The organism is Rhodohalobacter barkolensis (genome assembly GCF_002834295.1).
GTDB classification, from domain to species: Bacteria; Bacteroidota; Rhodothermia; order Balneolales; family Balneolaceae; genus Rhodohalobacter; species Rhodohalobacter barkolensis.
Window position 1 is genome coordinate 518,945 of record NZ_PISP01000003.1, and the last position, 22,246, is coordinate 541,190.

The 22,246-nt window shown below is 44.0% G+C and carries 22 protein-coding genes; 16 read left to right on the top strand and 6 right to left on the bottom strand.

Annotation, left to right across the window (positions count from 1 at the left end):
- The first annotated feature begins 35 nt into the window (after positions 1 to 35).
- From CWD77_RS12130 to CWD77_RS12140, 4 genes are all read left to right on the top strand, one after another.
- A complete protein-coding gene (locus tag CWD77_RS12130) occupies positions 36 to 452 on the top strand; it encodes a hypothetical protein (RefSeq protein WP_133120232.1) in 417 nt (138 codons plus the stop codon).
- A gap of 312 nt (positions 453 to 764) precedes the next feature.
- On the top strand, positions 765 to 869 hold the full coding sequence (locus tag CWD77_RS15825) for a sensor histidine kinase (RefSeq protein ID WP_108722898.1): 105 nt from the start codon (positions 765 to 767) through the stop codon (positions 867 to 869).
- A gap of 79 nt (positions 870 to 948) precedes the next feature.
- Positions 949 to 4,611 (top strand): GAF domain-containing protein, encoded by a 3,663-nt coding sequence (locus CWD77_RS12135; protein WP_101073828.1) that lies wholly within the window; start codon positions 949 to 951, stop codon positions 4,609 to 4,611.
- Positions 4,612 to 4,765: 154 nt separating this feature from the next.
- Positions 4,766 to 5,941 carry a PP2C family protein-serine/threonine phosphatase gene (locus CWD77_RS12140; RefSeq protein ID WP_101073829.1) on the top strand — a complete coding sequence of 392 codons (1,176 nt, stop codon included), beginning with the start codon at positions 4,766 to 4,768 and terminating at the stop codon, positions 5,939 to 5,941.
- A gap of 1 nt (position 5,942) precedes the next feature.
- Here the strand turns inward: CWD77_RS12140 and CWD77_RS12145 are convergent, their stop codons facing one another.
- The 3 genes from CWD77_RS12145 to ggt form a co-directional block, all read right to left on the bottom strand.
- Entirely contained in the window at positions 5,943 to 6,284 is a 342-nt protein-coding gene (locus tag CWD77_RS12145; protein WP_101073830.1) for an STAS domain-containing protein, read from the bottom strand.
- 185 nt (positions 6,285 to 6,469) lie between these two features.
- The gene (locus CWD77_RS12150; protein WP_101073831.1) at positions 6,470 to 6,949 is read right to left on the bottom strand and encodes an SgcJ/EcaC family oxidoreductase; all 480 of its coding nucleotides are present in this window, start codon (positions 6,947 to 6,949) and stop codon (positions 6,470 to 6,472) included.
- Positions 6,949 to 8,652 carry a gamma-glutamyltransferase gene (gene ggt, locus CWD77_RS12155; RefSeq protein WP_101073914.1) on the bottom strand — a complete coding sequence of 568 codons (1,704 nt, stop codon included), beginning with the start codon at positions 8,650 to 8,652 and terminating at the stop codon, positions 6,949 to 6,951. Before ggt ends, CWD77_RS12150 begins: the two co-directional genes overlap by 1 nt.
- Positions 8,653 to 8,902: 250 nt before the next feature.
- Between ggt and CWD77_RS12160 the strand changes: the two genes are divergently transcribed.
- The 11 genes from CWD77_RS12160 (at position 8,903) to CWD77_RS12225 (ending at position 16,911) form a co-directional block, all read left to right on the top strand.
- A complete protein-coding gene (locus CWD77_RS12160) occupies positions 8,903 to 9,280 on the top strand; it encodes a co-chaperone GroES (protein WP_101073832.1) in 378 nt (125 codons plus the stop codon).
- A 10-nt stretch (positions 9,281 to 9,290) separates the two neighbouring features.
- A complete protein-coding gene (locus tag CWD77_RS12165; RefSeq protein WP_101073833.1) occupies positions 9,291 to 10,190 on the top strand; it encodes an MBL fold metallo-hydrolase in 900 nt (299 codons plus the stop codon).
- A gap of 245 nt (positions 10,191 to 10,435) precedes the next feature.
- Positions 10,436 to 11,671: a P1 family peptidase gene (locus CWD77_RS12175; RefSeq protein WP_101073835.1), complete on the top strand. Its 1,236-nt coding sequence runs from the start codon at positions 10,436 to 10,438 to the stop codon at positions 11,669 to 11,671.
- A 52-nt stretch (positions 11,672 to 11,723) separates the two neighbouring features.
- Positions 11,724 to 12,614: a patatin-like phospholipase family protein gene (locus tag CWD77_RS12180; protein ID WP_101073836.1), complete on the top strand. Its 891-nt coding sequence runs from the start codon at positions 11,724 to 11,726 to the stop codon at positions 12,612 to 12,614.
- A gap of 18 nt (positions 12,615 to 12,632) precedes the next feature.
- On the top strand, positions 12,633 to 13,091 hold the full coding sequence (locus CWD77_RS12185) for a GNAT family N-acetyltransferase (RefSeq protein WP_101073837.1): 459 nt from the start codon (positions 12,633 to 12,635) through the stop codon (positions 13,089 to 13,091).
- 306 nt (positions 13,092 to 13,397) lie between these two features.
- Entirely contained in the window at positions 13,398 to 13,688 is a 291-nt protein-coding gene (locus tag CWD77_RS12190; RefSeq protein ID WP_206018010.1) for a DUF2089 family protein, read from the top strand.
- A 47-nt stretch (positions 13,689 to 13,735) separates the two neighbouring features.
- Positions 13,736 to 14,260 (top strand): hypothetical protein, encoded by a 525-nt coding sequence (locus CWD77_RS12195; RefSeq protein WP_101073838.1) that lies wholly within the window; start codon positions 13,736 to 13,738, stop codon positions 14,258 to 14,260.
- Positions 14,261 to 14,783: 523 nt separating this feature from the next.
- On the top strand, positions 14,784 to 15,128 hold the full coding sequence (locus CWD77_RS12205) for a type II toxin-antitoxin system RelE/ParE family toxin (protein ID WP_101073840.1): 345 nt from the start codon (positions 14,784 to 14,786) through the stop codon (positions 15,126 to 15,128).
- 8 nt (positions 15,129 to 15,136) lie between these two features.
- Positions 15,137 to 15,415, top strand: coding sequence for a helix-turn-helix domain-containing protein (locus tag CWD77_RS12210; protein ID WP_101073841.1), 279 nt, complete (start codon positions 15,137 to 15,139; stop codon positions 15,413 to 15,415).
- Between the two features lie 295 nt (positions 15,416 to 15,710).
- Positions 15,711 to 16,163 carry an acyl-CoA thioesterase gene (locus CWD77_RS12220; RefSeq protein ID WP_101073842.1) on the top strand — a complete coding sequence of 151 codons (453 nt, stop codon included), beginning with the start codon at positions 15,711 to 15,713 and terminating at the stop codon, positions 16,161 to 16,163.
- A 211-nt stretch (positions 16,164 to 16,374) separates the two neighbouring features.
- Positions 16,375 to 16,911 (top strand): GNAT family N-acetyltransferase, encoded by a 537-nt coding sequence (locus CWD77_RS12225; protein WP_101073843.1) that lies wholly within the window; start codon positions 16,375 to 16,377, stop codon positions 16,909 to 16,911.
- Positions 16,912 to 17,050: 139 nt separating this feature from the next.
- Here the strand turns inward: CWD77_RS12225 and trxA are convergent, their stop codons facing one another.
- Both trxA and CWD77_RS12240 read right to left on the bottom strand, forming a co-directional pair.
- Positions 17,051 to 17,419 (bottom strand): thioredoxin, encoded by a 369-nt coding sequence (gene trxA / locus CWD77_RS12230; protein WP_101073844.1) that lies wholly within the window; start codon positions 17,417 to 17,419, stop codon positions 17,051 to 17,053.
- Between the two features lie 495 nt (positions 17,420 to 17,914).
- Complete coding sequence (locus CWD77_RS12240) at positions 17,915 to 18,922, bottom strand: alcohol dehydrogenase (protein WP_101073846.1); 1,008 nt, start codon at positions 18,920 to 18,922, stop codon at positions 17,915 to 17,917.
- A gap of 167 nt (positions 18,923 to 19,089) precedes the next feature.
- Between CWD77_RS12240 and CWD77_RS12245 the strand changes: the two genes are divergently transcribed.
- Positions 19,090 to 19,647 carry a lysozyme inhibitor LprI family protein gene (locus CWD77_RS12245; protein WP_101073847.1) on the top strand — a complete coding sequence of 186 codons (558 nt, stop codon included), beginning with the start codon at positions 19,090 to 19,092 and terminating at the stop codon, positions 19,645 to 19,647.
- A 362-nt stretch (positions 19,648 to 20,009) separates the two neighbouring features.
- Here CWD77_RS12245 and katG read toward each other — a convergent pair whose 3' ends face one another.
- Positions 20,010 to 22,244 (bottom strand): catalase/peroxidase HPI, encoded by a 2,235-nt coding sequence (gene katG, locus CWD77_RS12250; RefSeq protein WP_101073848.1) that lies wholly within the window; start codon positions 22,242 to 22,244, stop codon positions 20,010 to 20,012.
- Between the last annotated feature and the right edge of the window lie 2 nt (positions 22,245 to 22,246).

A 22,246-nucleotide genomic window follows, 5' to 3' on the forward strand; every position in this document is an offset into this window, starting at 1 on the left:
CATTAACCAAAACCAAGCCTAATAAGGAGAATTTTATGAAGATAAAATCAATTATTGCATTTGTATCGGTACTCGTACTGTTTCCTGTTTCCAATGTGCTCTTTGCGCAGTCACAGTCTGAGGATAATCAATCCATCCTCCATGAACTGGTTGTGAAAATGGTAGACGACGAGTGGCGTGTTGTTTACAAAAACGATGAAACGAAGAGCACTGTTCTCGCGAAAAAAAATGACCGGGTCAGCTGGACAGCGGAGGGATCTGATATCTCGTTCCAGTTTGACGAGAGCCTCTTTGGCGGTAGCTCTTTTGAGCTGGAAGACGGAGAATCACTCATGCGACCGTTAGCGCCTGGGGCCAAAGTTGGCGAGTATATTTATGCCGTTTTTGTTCGTGGTGCAGGAGTGTTTGCCAAAGGGGAATCGCCCCCGAGAATCATCATTGACAGGATGTAGTTGCCGGCATGAATTCATCCTGCAGGGGATTGTCTCGTTGATAAATCTAATTAAAGGCCCGGGAATTGTCCGGGCTCTCTTTACGGCCGTTGGTTGTGATCCTGGATCTTGACAGCTGCGAGGAGCGCCCCGGGGTATTTGAAAACTGCCGGGGCAGGGTACGGTGTGCAGGGTGCCCAGAAGTATCGGGACTGCGAAAATCACGCAGCAGGGTTCAGGAGATTATCAGCCAAAACTGACGGTCCGAACCTATCAAACTGAAAAATCTCTAACCATAGAAATCGAAAACAACGGGCCGGTATACCTGACGAGATGAAAGACAAAATCGTGCAGCCGTTCTTTTCGACCAAGAAAGGGACTCAGGGGACCGGGCTTGGGCTGAGTATTACCAACGATATTATAAAAACCTATGGTTGAATAATTGAGATAAATAGCAATGAAAATTGTACTATAATGGCTGTAGTACTAAGATAACCAGCCACTAATGGGTAATTAAATGAAAATAAAAAGTGAATCCGATATGCTCGCCAGGCTGGAACAGCGCGAAGCTGAACTTGAGGTTATTAACAGTGTTCAGGAAGCACTCGCCTCAAATATCAATTTGGAAGGTATTTATGATTTAGTGGGTGAACGCCTTCGAAATCTGTTTGATGCCCAGGTGACCGGTATCTATTCATTTGATCACGAAACCGGCCTTGAACACTTTCAGTATTTGTTTGAAGATGGCGAACGGCTATATCCCGAATCACGTCCGCTAAATAATATTCGGAAATGGATTATTGACAACAAATCCATTTTGCACATCATGGAAGATGCCGATGATGCAATTTTTGAAATCACGGGCGAAAAACACGTAGCCGTTCCGGGAACCCGACTCCCCAAAACCCTGCTTTTTGTTCCATTAATCGTTGGGGATACCGTAATGGGATGTGTCAGTCTCCAAAATCTGGATCGGGACCACGCTTTCAGCGAGTCAGATGTTCAGCTTCTTAGTACGCTTTCAAACAGTATGAGCGTAGCCCTCGAAAATGCGCGGCTCTTCGACGAAACCGAGCAGCGAAATGCCGAACTGGCTGTCATCAATAGCGTACAGCAGGGATTGGTAGCCGAAATGGACATGCAGGGTATTTATGATCTGGTTGGGGAAAAAGTACGTGTGTTGTTTGATGCACAGGTTGTCATCATTGCAACCTTTAATTATGAAAGTAAACAGGAACATTTCCAATATCTATTTGAAAATGGAGAACGTGTGCAGCCCGATCCCCGTCCTTACGACAAGATTCGCCAGCGCCTGATCAATACTCAAAAACTGATCTCCATTGAAGAAAATGCCAAAGAGGCCTTTACCACTATCACCGGTGAGGCTCCTACGGCGGTTCCCGGCACCCAGTTTCCGCAGTCGATGGTATTTGTTCCCCTTGTGGTTGGAGACACTGTTCGCGGTTATGTTAGCCTTCAAAACCTGGATCGTGAACATGCATTCAGTGAATCCGACATTAGACTATTGAGTACACTGGCCAACAGCATGAGTGTGGCCCTCGAAAATGCACGTCTTTTTAATGAAACCGAGCAGCGAAATGCCGAACTGGCTGTCATTAATAGTGTACAGCAGGGTTTGGTAGCTGAAATGGATATGCAGGGTATTTATGATCTGGTGGGCGACCGCATTCGCGATCTCTTTGATGCGCAAGTTACCGGCGTAGTCACCTTCAACCACGATGATAAAACGGAAGATTGGAAGTACCTGTTTGAAGACGGAGCTCGAATGTATCCGAATATCCGTCCTTATGACAAAATCAGAGAGAAAATCATTAATGAAAAATCTACCCTGAATATCGCCGAAAATGTGGCTCAAATCCTTTCCGAAATAAAAGGTGAAAAAATAAAGCCTGTTCCCGGTACACGGCTTGCAAAATCATTACTCTACGTTCCCATGATTGTAGGTGATGAAGTCAGAGGCTATCTCACACTTCAAAACAATGACCGGGAACACGCTTTCAATGAGTCGGATGTTCGGTTGTTAAGTACCCTTACTAACAGTATGAGTGTGGCCCTCGAAAATGCCAGGCTTTTCAGTGAAACCAACCGGCTATTAGCCGAAACCGAGCAGCGGAACGCCGAACTGGCCGTCATCAATAGCGTACAGGAAGGGCTGGTACGCGAAATGGATATGCATGCCATATACAAACTCGTGGGGAACCGGATTTGTGAAGTCCTCAACACACAAACCATGCTTATCCGCACCTTTGATCACGATAAAGAGCTGGAGACCTGGGAGTATGCCATTGAGAACGGGGAACAACTTCAGATAGAACCGCGACCGTTTATCTGGGCTAATAAGCACCTCATCAAAACAAAAGAAGCTCTGCTCATTAATGAAGATTATATAGAAACAGCGAAAAACTATGGGGATACTGAAAAAGGAGTAAGCAAGGGTTTGCCTCCAAAATCGGCCATATTTGTACCGATGATTGTGGGTGATAAAGTGGTGGGTTCCATCAGCCTTCAAAACGTAGAAAAAGAACATGCCTTTACAGAATCGGATGTTCGGCTGCTTACCACACTCACCAACAGTATGAGTGTAGCCCTCGAAAATGCCCGGCTCTTCAACGAGACGACTCGTCTGCTGAATGAAACTGAACAGAGGGCTGCTGAACTTCAGACCGTGAATAATATCAGTAAAGCGATGGTTTCTCAGCTTGAATTTGACGCCCTTATCAAACTGGTGGGCGAGCAAATGCGGGAGACCTTCAAGGCCGACATTGTCTACCTGGCCATTCATGATCTTAAAACCGATATGCTCCATTTTCCCTATTACTACGGGGATGTAGCCGAATCCCGACCATTTGGAAATGGGATCACCGAAAAAATCATCCTTAAGAAAGAGCCGCTGTTGGTTAATCACGACCTGGAGGAAGCTTACGAGAAAATTGAGGCGGAGAAAAAGGGGGAAATGGTAGAATCCTATCTCGGAGTTCCCATCATAGCCGGTAAAAAATCCATTGGGGTGATCAGTGTTCAGAGTAAGGAACAGGAAAACCGATTTACCGAAAGTGACCAGCGGCTGCTTACCACCATTGCCGCCAATGTGGGTATTGCCATGCAAAACGCCGAAGCATATCAAAAACTTCAGGCGGCATTGACCGATTTGCGATCAGCCCAGGAGCAGCTCGTTCAGCAGGAGAAGTTAGCCTCCCTCGGACAACTCACCGCCGGCATCGCCCATGAGATCAAAAACCCGCTAAACTTTGTGAATAATTTCTCAGAACTGAGTTTGGAGTTGGTAGAAGAAATGGAACATGAGATTAGAGAGATGAGACGCGAGATGGAAGGCAAAAAGTCCCCCTTAGAAGGGGGGAGTGAGCGGAGCGAGCAGGGGGATGATAGAACAAAAATTCCTAACCATCCTCAAAATATTGTGACAGATTCGGATTCATCTAACACACCCCTGCCTTCCGAATCTCCAGAGCAGGCAGGCCTCAATCCCCTCTCCAGAGGGGAGGCTGGGTCGAGCCCTCAAATGGATCTCATTCTCGAAATTCTCGACGACATCGAAATGAATCTCAAGAAAATCCATGAACACGGAACGCGGGCTGATGGAATTGTGAAGTCTATGTTGCAGCATAGCCGGGGCGGTTCAGGTAAAATGGAACCAACCGACATCAATGATTTGATCAAAGAATTTGTGAATCTCTCTTTCCATGGTATGAGGGCATCTAAGAACCCCATCAATGTGGATTTGGTATTTGAGCTGGATGAGTCCATTGGCAAAGTGCCATTGATTGCGGAAGATTTCTCGCGGGTGATTATCAATCTGAGCAACAATGCGTTTGATGCGATGAGAGAAAAGGTTACGAGCAAAGACCCCCAAGGTTTTGAAAACCTTGGAGGTCTGGATGACTACCTCCCGAAACTCACGCTCCAAACCCATCAAAAAGACTCAACCATCACTATAGAAATTAAAGACAATGGGCCGGGGATTCCCGAGGAGATGAAAGACAAAATACTGCAGCCTTTTTTCACGACCAAGAAAGGGACTTTGGGTACAGGGCTTGGACTGAGTATTACCAACGATATTGTAAAGGCACACGGTGGATCTTTGGATATTCATTCGAAATCCGGAGAGTTCACTCAATTCAGAATTATGATTCCTGTATAACACCATGGATGAATTTCTAACATACTGGATCGTTGATGATTCGGAAGTTCTTCAACTATACAATCTTAGACATTTTTACCAAGTCTTTTGATGGCAGAGTGTTGCAGCATGAGATCCTAAACAAAATTGAATACTAACAAATAATCCCTGAGCGATGAGTACATCCTATAAAATATTAGTCGTTGATGATGAGCCGGATTTACAGATGCTGATGCTGCAAAAATTCAGATCTAAAGTAAAAAACAGAGAGTATCAATTTCTCTTTGCCGAAAACGGACAGGAAGCGTTGGATACTCTCTCAGGCCATCCGGATCTATCTCTTGTGCTCAGTGATATTAACATGCCGAAAATGGATGGACTGACCCTGCTATCACAGATTCAGGAACTGAACCGGTCCGATATCAGAACCATTATGGTCTCTGCATATGGCGATATGGAAAATATTCGTACTGCCATGAATCGTGGAGCCTACGATTTTGTAACCAAACCGATCGATTTCAAAGACCTTGAAACAACGATTGAGAAAACGCTGAGAGAGATCCAGCAATTGATGAATGTTCGTATGATGGAGGAACAACTGGAATCTCTCCACTACGATCTGGATATGGCCGCAAGGATTCAGCAGAAAATCCTTCACCAGGAGTTTCCGGTGTTTCCCGACGACTCCCGCTTCGACATTTTTGCTAATATGATGGCCGCTAAGCATGTTGGTGGCGATTTTTACGACTTCTTCAAATACGATGAAGATCATCTCGCGTTTTTTATTGGAGACGTAGCCGGAAAAGGGATGCCCGCCGCTATCTATATGGCGGTGTGCCGAACCATGCTGAAAGCGATTGGATCGGAAGTATTTGACCCGGCAGAGTGTATTGGCAAAGTCAACAATATGTTGATTCCGGAAAGTGATATTTCAACGTTTGTGACCGTTTTTTATGGGGTTCTAAATGTAGAGACCGGCGAACTGCACTACTGCAACGGCGGACATAATCTGCCATACATTCAGAAGCCGGATGGAACCGTTACAGAGCTTGACGACGTTGGTGGGCTTCTGCTTGGCAAGTTTGAAAATGCACCTTATGAGAAAAACAGCATCCAGCTTGAACCCGGCGATACACTTGTCACATTTACCGATGGTGTGACTGAAGCTGAAAATGATGAGGGTGGCTTCTTTGATGAAGAGAGAGTGGAAACATACCTCCGGAAAGATCCGTCTAAAAACCTGATTAATCAGGTTAAGGGACTTTTTCTTGAAGTCATGAAGTTTGCCGGAGCGGCAACCCAATCAGATGATATTACCGTACTTTCGGTCAGGTACACCAATTCTCAGTAAATCACACCTGATACGCAGCTACCGCCTCGTCCAAGGTTTTGTAGTGCTGAAATACGGTGATCAATTTTGTAACCATTAGAAGACTTTCAATTCTGTCTGAAGCCCCACAAATTTTCAGGTCTCCACCCGCATTTCTGAGACTGGTCAAGGATGTGATTAAAATTCCCAGCCCCGATGAGTTCATAAAATTCACTTTACTCAAATCTGCAACCACATTGGTTTTCCCCTGATCAATCAGTGATTTAATATCCTCCAGATATTTTGTAGCAGACGGGCCGCCCATTGCTTTTCCTTTCAATGAAATAACCACAGTGTTATACTGCTCTGATAATGAATAATTCATAGCCTCCTCGAAATTAAGTTTGATAAATCCAATCTCATAAGACCGGACCCTTCTTTTACTCTGACTAAATAATCATTATTCGCTAAAATGATTTATAGCAATGTCGCGTAGTTTTTTCGATGTGTCGCAAACCACAACTTCTTACGACCTGACGATACTTTCTTCTTGCAAATACTCGCTCTTCATCAGGGCTGATTTCGATAATCAACAGATTTCAACGAACCATCAATGTTTGCATTCGTTTCCTTGCCCGGGACGATGTCTGTATTCTGAGCAGAAACACAGCTCCACCCACTCCTGTTTTTGTGAGCTACAAACGTAAATAGAGTTTGCCGATTTTGAAGGTTTTGATCCTCAACTTTACTCTGGCCGCTCAGCAGCATACGTGCATGAATGATCGCTACCGTTTCAGCCGGTCGTTTAATCTTCACTCTGCCAACTTTAAGTTTTGAATCGTTAAAGATTACCCGGAGTCCATAGTCATGAGCTTTACGGATATCATCCCGGTTCTCCCACCAGATGCCAACCACATTGATGAAGTCGGCATCCTGATCGAAGATCGCAGCAATTTTATCAGCATCCCGCTCATTCCAACCTTCAGCGAATCGGGCGGGTATTTCCTCCGGTGAAGTAATGGCAGAATACTTTGACAGATCTGATTTCATCAATAACCGACTGCCTGACCATCCACACGAGATTCAGACGCTCCAAACCAAACTCCTTTCTCATGGTCCTGCATAATTCCCTGGTATCGGCCAAAGAAACTGTTCCCTACCTGCACGCGATGACCCCGTGATCTTAAAGCGCGTACCACATCAAACCCAAGTGCCGACTCCAGGCTTAATTGACCGGGATCCGATAGTTTCTCATCTGCGCTATCCGTTGGCTGGGATGAGCCGGTATGAGACCATCTCGGTGCATCGCCTGCTTCCTGAATATTCATTCCAAAATCGATGATATTGGTCAAAATGGAAACGTGTCCGATCGGTTGATAGCCACCTCCCATATTTCCGAAACTGAACCACGGTTTTCCGTCTTTCATAACAAATCCTGGAATGATGGTATGAAACGGCCGCTTGCCGGGCTCATACACGTTGGGGTGTTCCGGATCGAGAGAGAAGAGCTCTCCACGGTTCTGAAAACTGAATCCGGTTCCGGGAACCACAAAGCCTGTACCCATGCCGCGGAAGTTACTTTGAATCAGGGAAACCATATTACCATCCTTGTCAGCGGTAGTGAGATAAATGGTATCCCCGTCTTCCATTACATCCACGCCGGAACTCAGGTCTCGCGATGCTCTATCGCCTATTAGTTCTCGACGCTCGGCAGCATACTCTTTTGATAGCAGAATATCGTAAGGAACATCATGGTAGTCGGGATCGGCATACTGTTTTGCACGATCTTCAAACGCCAGTTTCTTCGCTTCAACCAGCAAGTGCAGCGTCTCTTCAGAGCCAAATCCTTTTGATTCGAGGTCATATCCCTCCAGTATGTTTAGCATCTGCAGCACAGCCGTGCCCTGGTTATTCCCTCCAATCTGGTAGACATCATATCCCCTGTAATTTGTAGATACCGGATCAACCCACTGAGACGAGTGGTTTTCAAAATCTTCGTAACGGAGATATCCGTCATTCTCTTTCATCCATGCGTCAATTTTTTCTGCAATTTCTCCTTTATAAAATGCATCGCGGCCCTGTTCAGCCAACAGGCGGAACGTGTTACCCAAATCGGGATTTTTGAATACTTCTCCTTTTTCCGGTCCACGGCCATCTATCGTAAATGTCTCTTCAAATGCTCCGGGCTGATTTTTCAAAAAATTGGCACTTCCTCGCCATGCAGATGAAATGGCTTCACTTACCGGAAATCCCTCTTCAGCATAATTGATCGGTCCGGAAAGAATATCGCTCATTGGAACGGAACCAAATCGTTCATGCAGTTCAAACCAGCCGTCTACAGCGCCCGGTACGGAAACGGAGAGCAGATCGTAAGAGGGAATATCATCCTCTCCTTTTTCATCCAGTATTTCCATCAGTCGATCGTAAGAGAGACTCTGTGGCGACCGCCCGCTGGCATTCAGCGCATATAGCTGTCCACTCTCCTCGTGCCAGATGATGGCAAACAGATCTCCGCCAATTCCATTTCCTGTCGGTTCCATCAAGCCCATAGCCGCATTAGTTGCGATAGCGGCGTCGATAGCATTTCCACCATTTTTAAGAACATCCAGTCCCACTTGCGCCGCCAATGGCTGGCTGGCGGCAACCATTCCATTTTTAGCTATAACTTCTGACCGGGTAGCAAAGTGATTGCCGGCCTCCCGGTCGCCCTGTGCTAAAGCCATGTCGTTCACCCCAATTCCAATCGTTAACATTAAAATGAGTATCGCTGAGAAACTTTTACTGAGTTTTTTCATATCAATTTCAGGTTATATCTTCGTTTTCATTTTATTATACCATCGCATTGTGGTATTCACAAGTTTTAAGGCGTGTATCAAAGCTTTCAAAAGCAAGATTTGAACGTTAGTTCATATAATTTGATTTGATTCTTTCTGTGAATGAACACAATTTGTGCTGATTTAAATGCTTTAGATCTTTTAGTGAATATCCAATCCATACATTTACATGATCCAGGACTATCTGAATTCAGTTGATAAATTTATCATCATTGGAGACCGCGTATTGGTAAAACCCCGTGAAATGGAAACCCATACCAAAAGTGGACTCGTATTACCGGCAACCGTGAAGGAGAAAGAGGAGATCCAGAGCGGTTATATCATCAAAACCGGGCCGGGTTATCCAATTCCATCGGTAGAAGCAGATGAACCCTGGAAAGCAGAAACCAACCCAACAAAATATATGGGAATGCAGGCTCGTGAAGGTGATCTTGCGATTTTCCTGAAAAGTCAGGCTCATGAAATTGAATTTGAGAATGAAAAATTTCTCATCATACCGCACGCGGCCATTTTGCTGCTAATCCGTGACGATCACGAATTGGAATAAATCATATATCATGAATAGAAAAACGTTTATACATCAATTAGGATTATTAACCGCCGGAACAGCTCTAACACCGGCTCTATTTAAATGGATGCAGAATAACGGTCCATTTTACCCTATTCGGAATAATGTCGGTTATTTTACCGGTCGCGGCGGAACGATGGGCTGGCATATTACCGATGAGTCAGTTGTTGTAGTCGATTCTCAGTTCGAAAACTCGGCCGAAGATTTTCTATCCGGTATATTTAATATTGCCTCCGGTGGTCCCTCCAGGTATCTCTTCAATACTCATCATCATGGAGATCACGTATCCGGAAACGGTGTCTTCCAATCTGATAATTTTGAAATAATCGCGCATCAAAATGTGCCTGATCTGCAGCGTGTATCTGCCGGCCCTGAAAGCAGAGATTCCGTAATTGCAGCCAACCGAGTTTTTGACGATGAAATCACCATCGAATCAGGTAACGAAACCGTTACAGCCAAACACTACGGCCCCGGCCATACCGGCGGAGACTCCGTCATCTGGTTCGAAAATGCGAATATCGTTCATATGGGAGATCTGGTCTTTAACCGCTGGTATCCGTTCATCGACAAAGATGGGGGTGCACTCATCGAAAACTGGATCACACTATTAGAAACCGTTGCTAAAGAGGCCGATCGTGACACAACATTCATTTTCGGCCACGGTAATCGAGATTTTGGTGTTACCGGAGATTCCGATGACGTTCTTTACATGAGAGATTATCTAACCAAGCTTTTAGAATATACCCGTGCCGGTATTGACGACGGACAAAGCCTTGAAGAGATTTCATCCGTAAATCAATTTGAAGAGTTTGCGAATCATCAAAGCGCAGGTGCAAGACTTTCGTTACAGGCTAACATAGAGGCGGCATATGAAGAACTCACAAAATAGCGCCGTTCAAAAAGAATCCAATCTGCACACAAAACGCTGCCTCTATTGCGGCCAGCCGGAGCAGTTGGTTTGGGTACACGGTCATGGCCAGTGTGCTCATTGTGGCACTAATGTTGAAGAGTGCTGCCGCGGTGAGAGCTGCTTCCCTCAAATCGATAACTCAAAGGCATAGAGTTAAGTAGAATCATTGAGCCCGATTCGATAAATTGAGGTGAATACACAACGCCTTAATCTCGACTCTGACAATGAAAAAATTTCTGCTCTGCTCTCTCATTCTCATCACTTCTTTAATTCTTGCTGATTCCGTTCAATCTCAGGAGCGGCAACGTGTTCGGGATCTGGGAATCCATCCCGGAATTTTACCGACCGGCCCCTTGAATGCCATCACCGATGTAGAAGGTGTGATGGTGGGGCATCAAACATTGATTGAAGAAGACAATATCCGAACCGGAGTAACGGCCATCCTTCCTCATTCGGGAAACCTCTACAGAGAACGGGTTCCAGCCGCCGTTTATGTGGGAAATGGTTTTGGGAAAGCACTTGGATTTACTCAGGTTCAGGAGCTGGGTGAAATGGAAACGCCCATCGCACTCACCAATACCCTCAGCATTTTTAACGCCGCGCACGGGGTGGCTGACTATGTCCTGAATCTGCCCGGAAATGAAAATGTAGGGTCGGTCAATCCGGTAGTGGGTGAAACCAACGACGGCTGGCTGAATGACATTCGGGCCCGGGTTGTAGATACCGAAGATGTTTATAAGGCGATTGAGTCTGCCGAATCCGGCCCGGTTGCTGAAGGCAACGTGGGTGCAGGAACCGGAACCCGCGCACTTGGTTTTAAAGGCGGCATAGGAACCTCATCCCGCCAGCTTCCCGAAAATCGCGGAGGATATACGGTTGGGGTTCTGGTACAGTCCAACTTTGGTGGAATTTTAACCGTGAATGGTGCTCCGGTTGGTGAGGAGTTGGGAAATCACTACCTATCAAGTCGTCAGACCACTCCAAGTGGTCAGCCGACTGATTTGGGTGCTCAAAATACCCGTCTGACCGCCTTGAGCGGTCTGACGGGTGATACTGACGGCTACGATTTTGATGTGGACGGCTCCGTAATGATTGTTGTCGCTACAGATGCCCCGATCACCTCCCGCAACCTGGAGCGACTCGCCAAGCGCGCGTTTATGGGAATTGCCCGGGTTGGCGGATTTGCCTCCAACGGAAGCGGTGACTATGTGATCGCGTTTTCCACCCATCCCGATGTTCGGAACAACCTGGATGATTCAGGCCAAACGCGACAAATTACCGAACTGGATAATAACGCAGTGAGTCCGCTATTTCTGGCCGCCGTGGAAGCTACCGAAGAAGCGATCTTAAACTCCCTCTTTATGGCTGAAACGATGGATGGACAAAACGGACGTACACAGGAAGCTCTCCCGATTGATGAGGTGATGGAAATTCTGGAGAAATACGGAGCTGATCAGTAACTGTTTTAATACGATATTGCGATAAGTAAAAATTTAAAAATCTTGCTCTGAAATGCCTGAAAAAAAAGTTCATCTGGTTTTGGGAAGCGGCGGTGCCCGGGGAATTGCACACATTGCAGTTATTGAAGAATTGGAAAAAGCCGGGTACGAGATTGTTGAAGTGATCGGTTGTTCAATGGGTGCTGTGGTGGGCGGCATTTACGCAGCGGGGCATCTCCCGGAATATAAGAAATGGATTCTTGGGCTTTCTAAACGAGATGTATTTGATCTGCTTGATTTTACCTTCGCTAAACAGGGATTTGTAAAAGGAGAAAAACTTTTTGCCAAACATGTGGAAGTGACGGGCGAAGAAAAAATTGAAGACTTCCCTATTCCATTTACTGCTGTAGCTACCGATATGCGCGACCATAGTGAAGTTCACTTTAAAAAGGGAGATCTCTATAAAGCGTTACGGGCATCGGTTTCCATGCCCGGGTTTTTTGTCCCAGTGGTTGAAAACGGGCAGGTCTTAGTAGATGGCGGCGTGTTGAATCCGCTCCCCATTAATTTAGTTGAGAAAAAAGAAGGTGCTGAGATCATTGCTGTAAATTTAAACGGTAAAATGGACCCCAAATACGATAAGCCCTCTGAGCCGGATAGGCTGGAAGAAATGCAAAATTGGTTCGATAAAATTCTTCCAGACTCAATGAAAACGAATCACAAAACCAAAGCAAAATCAGAATTACCCGCTGATGAAGATTCCTTTTCATTGATCGAACTCATGGATAGCTCTTTCAGCTTTACTCAAGACCGTCTTACAGAACTCATTATTGAGTTATATAAACCCAATCACCTTATTGAAATCCCCCGAAATGTCTGTGGTGTTTTTGATTTTGATCAGGGAAAACGGGTATATGAAATTGGCATGGAAGCCTGCAAGAGCGTTATTAAACAAAAGGATTAAATACTATTTAGCCTCACCATGAACACAAAAATTAAAGTACGCAAAGCCACACCCAAAGATACTGAATCCATCATTCAGTTCAATATTGCCATGGCGATGGAGACAGAGAACAAAACATTGAAAAGAGAGGAAATTGAGCCGGGTGTACACGGGCTGTTTGAAAAACCGGAGTATGGTTTTTACATGGTGGCCGAGTCGGAGGGAAAAGTGGTAGGCTCGCTGATGATTACCTTTGAATGGAGCGACTGGCGCAACGGCCTGTTCTGGTGGATTCAGAGCGTGTACGTCATTCCGGAGTTTCGCAGAAAAGGTGTATACCGGACGATGTACTTGACCATCAAAACATTGGCTGAGGAAAAACCGGACGTCTGCGGGTTCCGCCTTTATGTGGAGAGAGAGAACATCAACGCCCAGAAAACCTATGCTTCACTGGGTATGGATGAGACGCACTACAAGATGTTTGAGGAGATCAAGTAAGTTGAAGCCTAACGTGTCGTTTTTCATCCCTTATACGACATTAATCAAGGTTCAGAAGTCGCATAAACTCTCGTATAACAGCCACTAATTGCTATTATCAGCAAAATCAGATTTTCTGCAACAGGAAGGGCGGGTTGAGTCTTGTCGTGTAATTATTTGTTAGGTAACCTTTTATCCCACCTTAATTTAGTTGATTAAAACTGTTCATTTATAGTACGTCAATCGATCCGAAGTAAATAAATTTGAAAATTTTTTCAATTTTATTTAAAATATTATCAAAAAAGTTAAATATTATTGATTTCGGAAATGGAAAAACGTGACTCTGTCCTGCCTGTAAAATGTCCCAGTTGTAATAGTGGATTAGTGATTAAATCTCTCTTCTGCAAGAATTGTGAAACAACAGTAACTGGGTTGTATGAACTGCCTAAAATTCTTCTGCTCGAGAAGGACGAATTAGATTTTATTCACTCTTTTGTAAAGAATAGTGGCAGCTTAAAAGAAATGGCTAAAGAGATGAAGTTAAGTTATCCAACGGTTCGAAATTACCTGAATGATTTAATAGAAAAACTAAATCAAATGGAAAATGAACATAAATAAAAAAGAAGCACAGCAAAACTACGTGGCTCCATAATCCCTTTCTTTTTTTGGGTGGTGCCAAAGTTTTTTGGATAGGGTTCTTAATAATTATCATTCATATACCAATCGGATATATCTTTAATGTAAGATTTGATGGGGCCATAGATATGCATCTTGTTCCATCAGTTGAATCCTACCTTATTCCGATGTTAGATGTGGCTATTGCATGGGTTAGTATGTTTTTATGTCTGTATGTATCTACTTTAATTTTTCAATCGCCGATTCGACTGATAGATATTGCCGGAGCAACAGGTGTTGCAAGAATCCCACTTCTTATTTCAATTATTCCAGGTAAAATTTTTGAACCAAATATTCAAGAAGTCGAAGATGTATTAAATTTACAAGGAAGTGAATTATATCTATTAATCGTGGGGGGATTTGTTGTACTTCTTTTTTTCATTTGGTTTATGATACTGTTATTTAATGCTTACAAAGTAAATTCAAATTTAAAGGGTTGGAGACTTTGGATTGGTTTTATACTGTCAGTAATTATTGCTGAGATAATATCACTGGTGGCATTAGCTTATATATAAAGGATATCTTAACCTTACACCACCTAACCAGGTTTGCCTAACAAAGTGGCTCAAGCGGACGAGTTTGTGATTTGAGGCTTTGGAAAATTGATTGCCTCGCCGCTTAGCCACCGCACCGTGATGCCATTTAACCAATATTTAAGTTTGAATAAATTCCCTAGTTATTTTCTCAAAAGCTTTCTCTCATTTTTGGGACTATTTTTAATTCTGCTTTATGCTATTTCTTGGAGAGATGATCAAGTGCAAATTATCTATCAGGAAATTGGATTCAAAAGCTTTTCATCAAGTCTGCTACTAATTTGGGAATCTTTAAAATATCTTTTAGATCTTGCCTTATATGGTTGGTGGTTTTGGATGGTTTTGGTGTCACTTTTACTTTCTCTTATTTCTACAATGATCAAATTTGGGTTTCAAAAATTATCTCCTAATTCAAATCAAAACATAACATAAAAGTCATAATACCTTCTCATCTCACAATAAAATAGCACTTGACTAAGTTAACATAATTGTTAACATTTGTTCTGTGAAAGAAATCAAGTTCTATAAAACCCAATCAGGCAACGTTCCGGTAAAAGAGTTTTTGGACTCGCTGAGCTCTAAACATGCTCAGAAAGTTACCTGGGTTCTTGAATTAATTGAAAGACTGGACCAGATTCCTGTTCAATACTTTAAGAAACTAAAGAGTACAGATGATATTTGGGAGGTTCGAGCAAGAATTGGATCGAACAGTTTCAGAATTCTTGGGTTCGTTGATGGTGATGAATTTATAATACTGACGAACGGATTTTCCAAAAAATCACAAAAAACACCAAAGAAAGAAATTAAACTGGCAGAGCAGCGCAAAGCTGATTATCTGTTCCGAAAATGAGGTAAAACATGAGTGATTTACAAGCTTATATCAGCGACCGTAAAAAACGAGATCCCGAGTTTGCTGAAGGCTACGATGAAGGATTTCGCAGTTTCAAAATTGGTGTACTTCTGAAACAGGCCCGCGAGGAAGCAGGCCTGACCCAGGATGAGCTCGCCAAACAATTAAACACGAAAAAAACAGCCATCTCACGAATCGAGAATCATGCAGAAGATATACGGCTATCAACTTTGGAGAAGTATGCCCAGGCATTTGGAAAAAAGCTCAGAGTTGAACTCGTAGAGTGAGGCATGCATAACCAGCGGTTCGTGCGATCGGTAAGCAACTAATTGCCAATGGTTTTTACCAGCCTCGCCGCACAACCGCCAAACCGTTATAGAGCATGCCAAAAACCCTTAAAATTCAAATTAATAAATGGACTGATTATGAAGACAATGACCTGCAGACAATTAGGTGGAGCGTGTGACAAAGAATTTCACGCAAATACGTTTGAAGAAATGGCCGAAAAAGTAAAAAGCATGGGATTGGAATGAGTGTTTAACAAAATAGGCTTTTCATGTACGTCTTAACCTAAACAACGCTATGCAAACCTACAGCAAAACTTTTGAGGTGAAATGGGCAGATATGGATCCCAACCGCCACATGCGTCACTCTGTGTACAATGATTATGCCGCTCAAACACGTGTTGGAATGTTCTCTGATTTCGACCTCTCCATAACCGAGATCGGCCGTTTGGGTTTCGGGCCTGTCCTTTTCCGTGAAGAGACACAATTTTTGAGAGAAATTAATCTGCTTGAAACCATCAGAGTTACCTGCGCATTGACTACGATGCGCCGGGACGGCTCACGCTGGAGCTTTCAACATGAAATTTTCAAAGGCGGTGAAAACTCTATCAAAGCAGCACAAATCAATGTAGACGGTGCCTGGCTGGATTTGAACTGCCGGAAGTTAGGTGTGCCAACCCCGGAGTTGCAGAAAGTTATGAACCGATTCCCAAAAACCTCGAATTATGAATGGTTACCTGATAAAACGTAACCTATATCCAAATAGCAATGTAACGTGAGTTTGAAAGGTAAAAGCCGTTTCGCACGATCAACTAGTTACAGGACAGTTCGTCCTTCAACAGCAGAAAAATCACATGCTATTCATTAATTCAGTTTTTCGATAGAAAACTCTGTTTGTTGATGCCATTCAAGCCATTATCTTCGTAAGATGATAAGCAAGACAAATCACTTTATAGGAAAAAATGAATCACAAGGTTCTGAATAAAAACAGCCGGAAAGAAGTGACAAATCTCTTTAGGTCGGCTTTCTCCGATTCAGAGGGTGAAAGTGAAGGCCGGCTGATTGGCAATCTTGTCTCAGAACTTTGCTTAAACATTGATAATCAGGAGATCATCTGTTTCGGCACCTTTGAAAATGGATCCATCATTGGGTCGATTTTCTTTACTCGTCTTCAGTTTAAGGATAATATTCGGGTTTACATGCTTGCACCTGTTGCAGTCAGCACAAACCGTCAGGGAAAAGGCGTTGGGCAGAAGCTCATCAAGTACGGTCTTAACAATCTTAAAAGCCGGTCCGTGGATGTCGTTACCACATATGGCGATCCATCTTACTATTCCAGGGTAGGATTCCGGCCTCTGTCAGAAAGTACGATTGCTGCTCCGCTGAAGCTTTCGATGCCTGAAGGATGGCTCGGTCTCTCGTTAACAGGAGAGCCGATCCCTGCTATCGATGAACGCCCTACATGCGTAAGAGAGTTCAACAATCCTGTTTATTGGTAGTCAACGGCACCAACAAACAGAGATGTTTTATTATCTGTCAGAATTTGAAATTTCCTCAATTGGAGTTGAAGACTGTAAGCATCAGATTACCTTCCAAGCCGAGTCCTCCAACAATTTCACCAATGATATCGGGGGTTGGTCAAGCGGGTGCTTTAACTTCGAATTTCTCTTCGATCAGTTTAATGAACTGAGCTTTTGGTAAGGCACCTGCAGCCATTTGCGGCTGACCGTCAACTGGGATAAAAAGTATAGATGGGATACTTCGGATCCCGAAAACTGCAGCCAGTTCTTGTTCTGCTTCGGTATCAATTTTATAGATATCAACTAAACCCTCATAATTTTCGGATAACTCTTCAATAACAGGAGCTACCATTTTGCAGGGGCCGCACCAATCGGCGTAAAAGTCGATGATCGCAGGTTTTTCACCTTTAAAATTCCATTCTTGATTGTTTTCGTAATCAAAAACCTTTTTCAGGAAACTCTCTTTAGTTAAATGTTCAGCAGCCATGTCTTTCTCTTTTAATTAATGATTTCCATGTGACTTTAAATGAATCAATTTGATATAAATTGTAAGATATCTAACAATCAAAATACGGATATTGATCGACAGTCAATGTGTATAATCAATAGATATTGATTATTAATGACATAGATGAGTATGTTGATCTTCCTTATCCAAACCCAAGATCTAATTCTGAAGAGAGATCTTTCTTTAGACTTATCCGTTTTTCTTAAAGGTCTGGGTGATGTCTCTGAATACCATGTCCATTTTGACTTGACCCAAAACCTCTTAATAGAGAAACACCAAAGATCTGATATTGTATTTGATTTCTAATCGGTCAATTAATCGAGTGCTTCATGAACAAGTAAAAAGTGCCTAAAAAGCCAACCTAATTCGCTCCATTCCTGTCCAGGACGGCTTTTCCGCTGTACTCCGAAGCCGCCACTTAGCTCAATCGCTAAGTCTACATAATTGCGAATCACAAAGATTTTAGATTTACTATCATCCCATCGTCAATACCGTTCTAAAACGGGCTTTGTTATTGATCATATGAGCATACGCTTCATTCGCCTTATCTAGGGAAAACGTTTCAATCATCGGCTTGGAACCCGTCATTGCACTAAAGTTGAGCGTATCTTCCGAATCCTTTGCCGTACCGCTTGGCCAGCCTGATACTTTTTTGCGCCCCATAATTAAGCTGAAAGGCGAAACTTCAAAGGTCTCCCCTGTAGCCGCAAGTACAATCAGGTTTCCCTCCAGGCCAAGTCCGCCTACAATTTCGCCGATAATATCCGTGTTAGGTGCGGTAGCTATTACCACTTTTGCACCACCCATCTCCTGCAAAACTTCAACCGCGTTCTCTTTTTTAGCGTTGATAAATCTGTGCGCTCCTAGATCTTCAGCAAGCTTTTTCTTGTCATCGCTTGTGGAAATGGCCACGGTTTTGAAACCCATTTTAGCTGCATACTGAACGGCCAGATGTCCCAGGCCACCAATTCCCTGAACAGCTACCAGATCACCGGGGCGTGCTCCGGAATTTCTTAGAGCATTAAACGTGGTAATTCCAGCGCATAATAGGGGCGCGGCCTCTTCGGAGGAGAGATCCTCGGGAACTCTTGCGAGAGCTTCTTCACGAGCCGTCATGTATTCAGCATATCCGCCATCGTAACTGATACCCGCTACCTTTCCGTTTTCACAATTTATAAAATCACCTCGCCTGCAGGGATCGCAATGAAAGCAGTGTCCGCCGTGCCAACCAACGCCCACCCGGTCGCCTTTATTCCAGTTACTGATTTCCGAACCGGTCTCCTCAACAATCCCAACAACTTCGTGTCCCGGCACACGGGGATATTCAATGCCCGGGAAGAGACCATCTTTCACCATGGCATCGCTGTGGCAAATCCCACACGCTTCAACTTTAATCAAAACTTCCCTGGCTGACGGTTTTGGAACCGGCAGATCTACAATTTCAAAATCACTTCCGGCTTCTTTAATCTGGGCTGCTTTCATTGTCTGAACCTGTTTGTTTTCTGTTGAATTTTTGTTCTATTTCTTCAACTTGATTTGAGTTAATAGCATTCCTTGATTGCCTTATTGTGACTAATTGGACGTACAAAAAACAATCTATTGACGTAATTTCCGACGAATGTCATATCAAAAAATAAATTTAGTCTAAAATGAAATTGTTCATATTCATCAGTTTAGCTCTCATTACCAATCTCCATTCAGCAAGCTTTGCCCAAAATAATAACCCCAGATCCATCACACAGGATGATTCCCTAAAAATCGAGAACACCATTTCAAAGGAATTGGAACAGCTTGGAGACTCTTTAAGGGTTCTTGATAAATTTTATTTAGATGAACAGTTCATTGAATTTAAATCCGATACTTTTGCCATTGAAAGGAGAAGAGAAATGAGGATGGAGATCAATTGGAGTACAGCGGGTATGAATAATGCTTCGTATGCCGCCGAAAGGGAGTATGACCAACTACTGAACAAGTACTATCAAAAATTACTGGGGAAACTCGATGATGAAGACAAAGAAATTTTAAGACAATCACAGAGAAACTGGATCCGTTTTCGGGACTCGGAACGTGACGTGAACTATATGCTCACAGATTGGCAATATTCCGGGGGCGGAACTATTCAAACAACAATCAATGCCAACCATCACTTAGAAATCACAAAACATCGAGTTATTGAACTTTATCGATATTTAAGCCGCTTCATGTAGAAAACGGATATTTTGTAGTGGCAAATGAGTTGCAATTTAATCGAAACCATTATCATTTTGCAGCAGATCCATTTCACGTCTGATGCTTCGGCTTGAAATAATCATGTCTACCGTTTATCGATTAGTGACACCTTTTGATCACAGAAAGCAAAAATAGGATTCTACTCTGATATTTCTCGCTGAGTTACGCAGATGAAACCGCTGAGTCTCGCAGATTTTCTGCAGAAAAGAAAGCAGATTTTATATTGGTTACAATCTCCTTTTATATAAGCTCAATCAAAAAAGGCAACCCCGAAATGAATCGAAGCTGCCTTTTCAATTTTCATCTACTTCGCGATGAATAGAGCTAAATTCTGATGAACTTACTTCAGATCAAAACGATCCAGTTTCATCACTTTATCCCACGCTTTCACAAAGTCTTTGAGGAATTTCTCCTCAGAGTCTGAGCTTCCGTACACTTCAGCCACGGCTCGCAGTTCAGAGTTTGAACCGAAGATCAGATCGGCACGGGTTGCCGTCCACTTCACTTCTCCGCTGTCGCGATGGCGTCCTTCAAAAAGATCTCCCTCTTCAGAAGTTGCCTTCCATTCGTTACTCAGGTCGAGCAGATTTCTGAAGAAGTCGTTGGACAGAGCACCCGGTTTGTCGGTAAACACACCATGTCGGGTTCCGTCCCAGTTGGTATCGAGCACGCGCATTCCGCCTACCAGTACGGTCATTTCAGGTGCAGTCAGTTTCATCAGCTGAGCCTTGTCAACAAGCATCTCTTCTGCTGTTGCATTTCGTCTGGCGTGCGGCTTGAAGTAGTTACGGAAACCGTCTGCTTCAGGCTTCATCCATTCGAATGACTCCACATCAGTCTGCTCTGCAGTAGCATCGGTTCGTCCCGGAGTGAACGGAACCTCAACATCGTGACCGGCATCTTTCGCGGCTTTTTCAATGGCTGCGCATCCGCCAAGTACGATCAAGTCTGCCAATGAAACTTTCTTCTTTCCTGACTGTGCTTCGTTAAACTCTTTCTGAACTCCTTCGAGTTTGCCGAGTACTTTTTCCAGTTGACGCGGATTGTTCACGTCCCAATTTTTCTGTGGTTCCAAACGAACACGAGCACCATTTGCTCCGCCACGCTTGTCAGAATCACGGTAGGTCGATGCAGAAGCCCATGCTGTGGAAACCAGTTCAGAAACTGACAGGCCAGTATTCAAAATCTTTTCTTTCAGATTTTCGATATCCTGATTTTCAATCAGTTCGTGATCCACTTCAGGAATCGGATCCTGCCAGATCAGATCTTCTTCCGGTACTTCAGGTCCAAGATATCTGGATTTTGGTCCCATATCGCGGTGAACAAGTTTAAACCATGCTCTTGCAAAAACATCAGCGAAGTATTCCGGATCGTTGTAAAATTTTTCGGAGATCTTTCTGTACTCAGGATCCGCGATCATTGCTATATCGGTTGTAAGCATTATCGGGGCGTTTTTCTTCCCTTCGATGTGAGCATCGGGCACGGTTCCGTCACCCTTACCGTCTTTGGGTGTCCATTGCCATTTTCCGGCCGGGCTCTTGGTCAGTTCCCACTTATACTCAAACAGGTTTTCATAGAAACCCATATCCCATTTTAGAGGCTCATTTGTCCATGCGCCTTCCAGTCCACTGGTAATGGTATCGGCACCTTTTCCAGTTCCGTAGTTGCTCTTCCAGCCAAGCCCCATCTCTTCCATCGGAGCTTTCTCCGGATCGGGTCCGTTGTGCTCTTCGGGAGCCGCACCGTGAACTTTACCAAATGTGTGTCCGCCGGCAATCAGTGCTACGGTCTCTTCGTCGTTCATCGCCATTCTCTTGAATGACTGACGAATGAATTTCGCCGCTTTCTTCGGATCAGGCTCTCCGTTTGGCCCTTCCGGATTCACATAGATCAGTCCCATATGATCGGCAGCAAGTCGGCCTTTCAGATTACCGTCTTCATCGTGACGCTCATCACCAAGCCATTCGTGTTCCGGACCCCAGTTAATATCTTTTTCAGGCTCGTAAATATCTTCGCGTCCGCCACCAAAACCAAACGTTTCAAAACCCATCGATTCAAGCGCAACGTTTCCGGTCAGAATCATCAGGTCAGCCCAAGACAACTTGCGGCCATACTTCTCTTTGATAGGCCATAGCAGTCGGCGAGCTTTATCGAGGCTTACATTATCGGGCCAGCTGTTTACCGGTGCAAATCTCTGATTTCCTGTACTTCCTCCACCGCGGCCATCAGCTACACGATAGGTTCCGGCACTGTGCCATGCCATACGGATAAAGAGCGGTCCATAGTGTCCCCAATCGGCCGGCCACCAGTCTTGTGAGTCGGTCATCAGTTCATGGAGATCTTTCTTAACTTCATTCAAGTCCAAAGATTTGAACTCTTCCGCATAGTCAAAATCTTCACCCATTGGGTTTGAGAGAGATGAGTGCTGACGCAGAACGTCAAGATCCAAACGGTTCGGCCACCAATCCCTGATTTTGGTTCCGGCACCGGCTGTCTCTTTTACTTCCATAGACCCATTGTGAAACGGGCATTTACTTTCGTTGTTTGCAGTATTTTGATTTTCCTTATTAGACATCC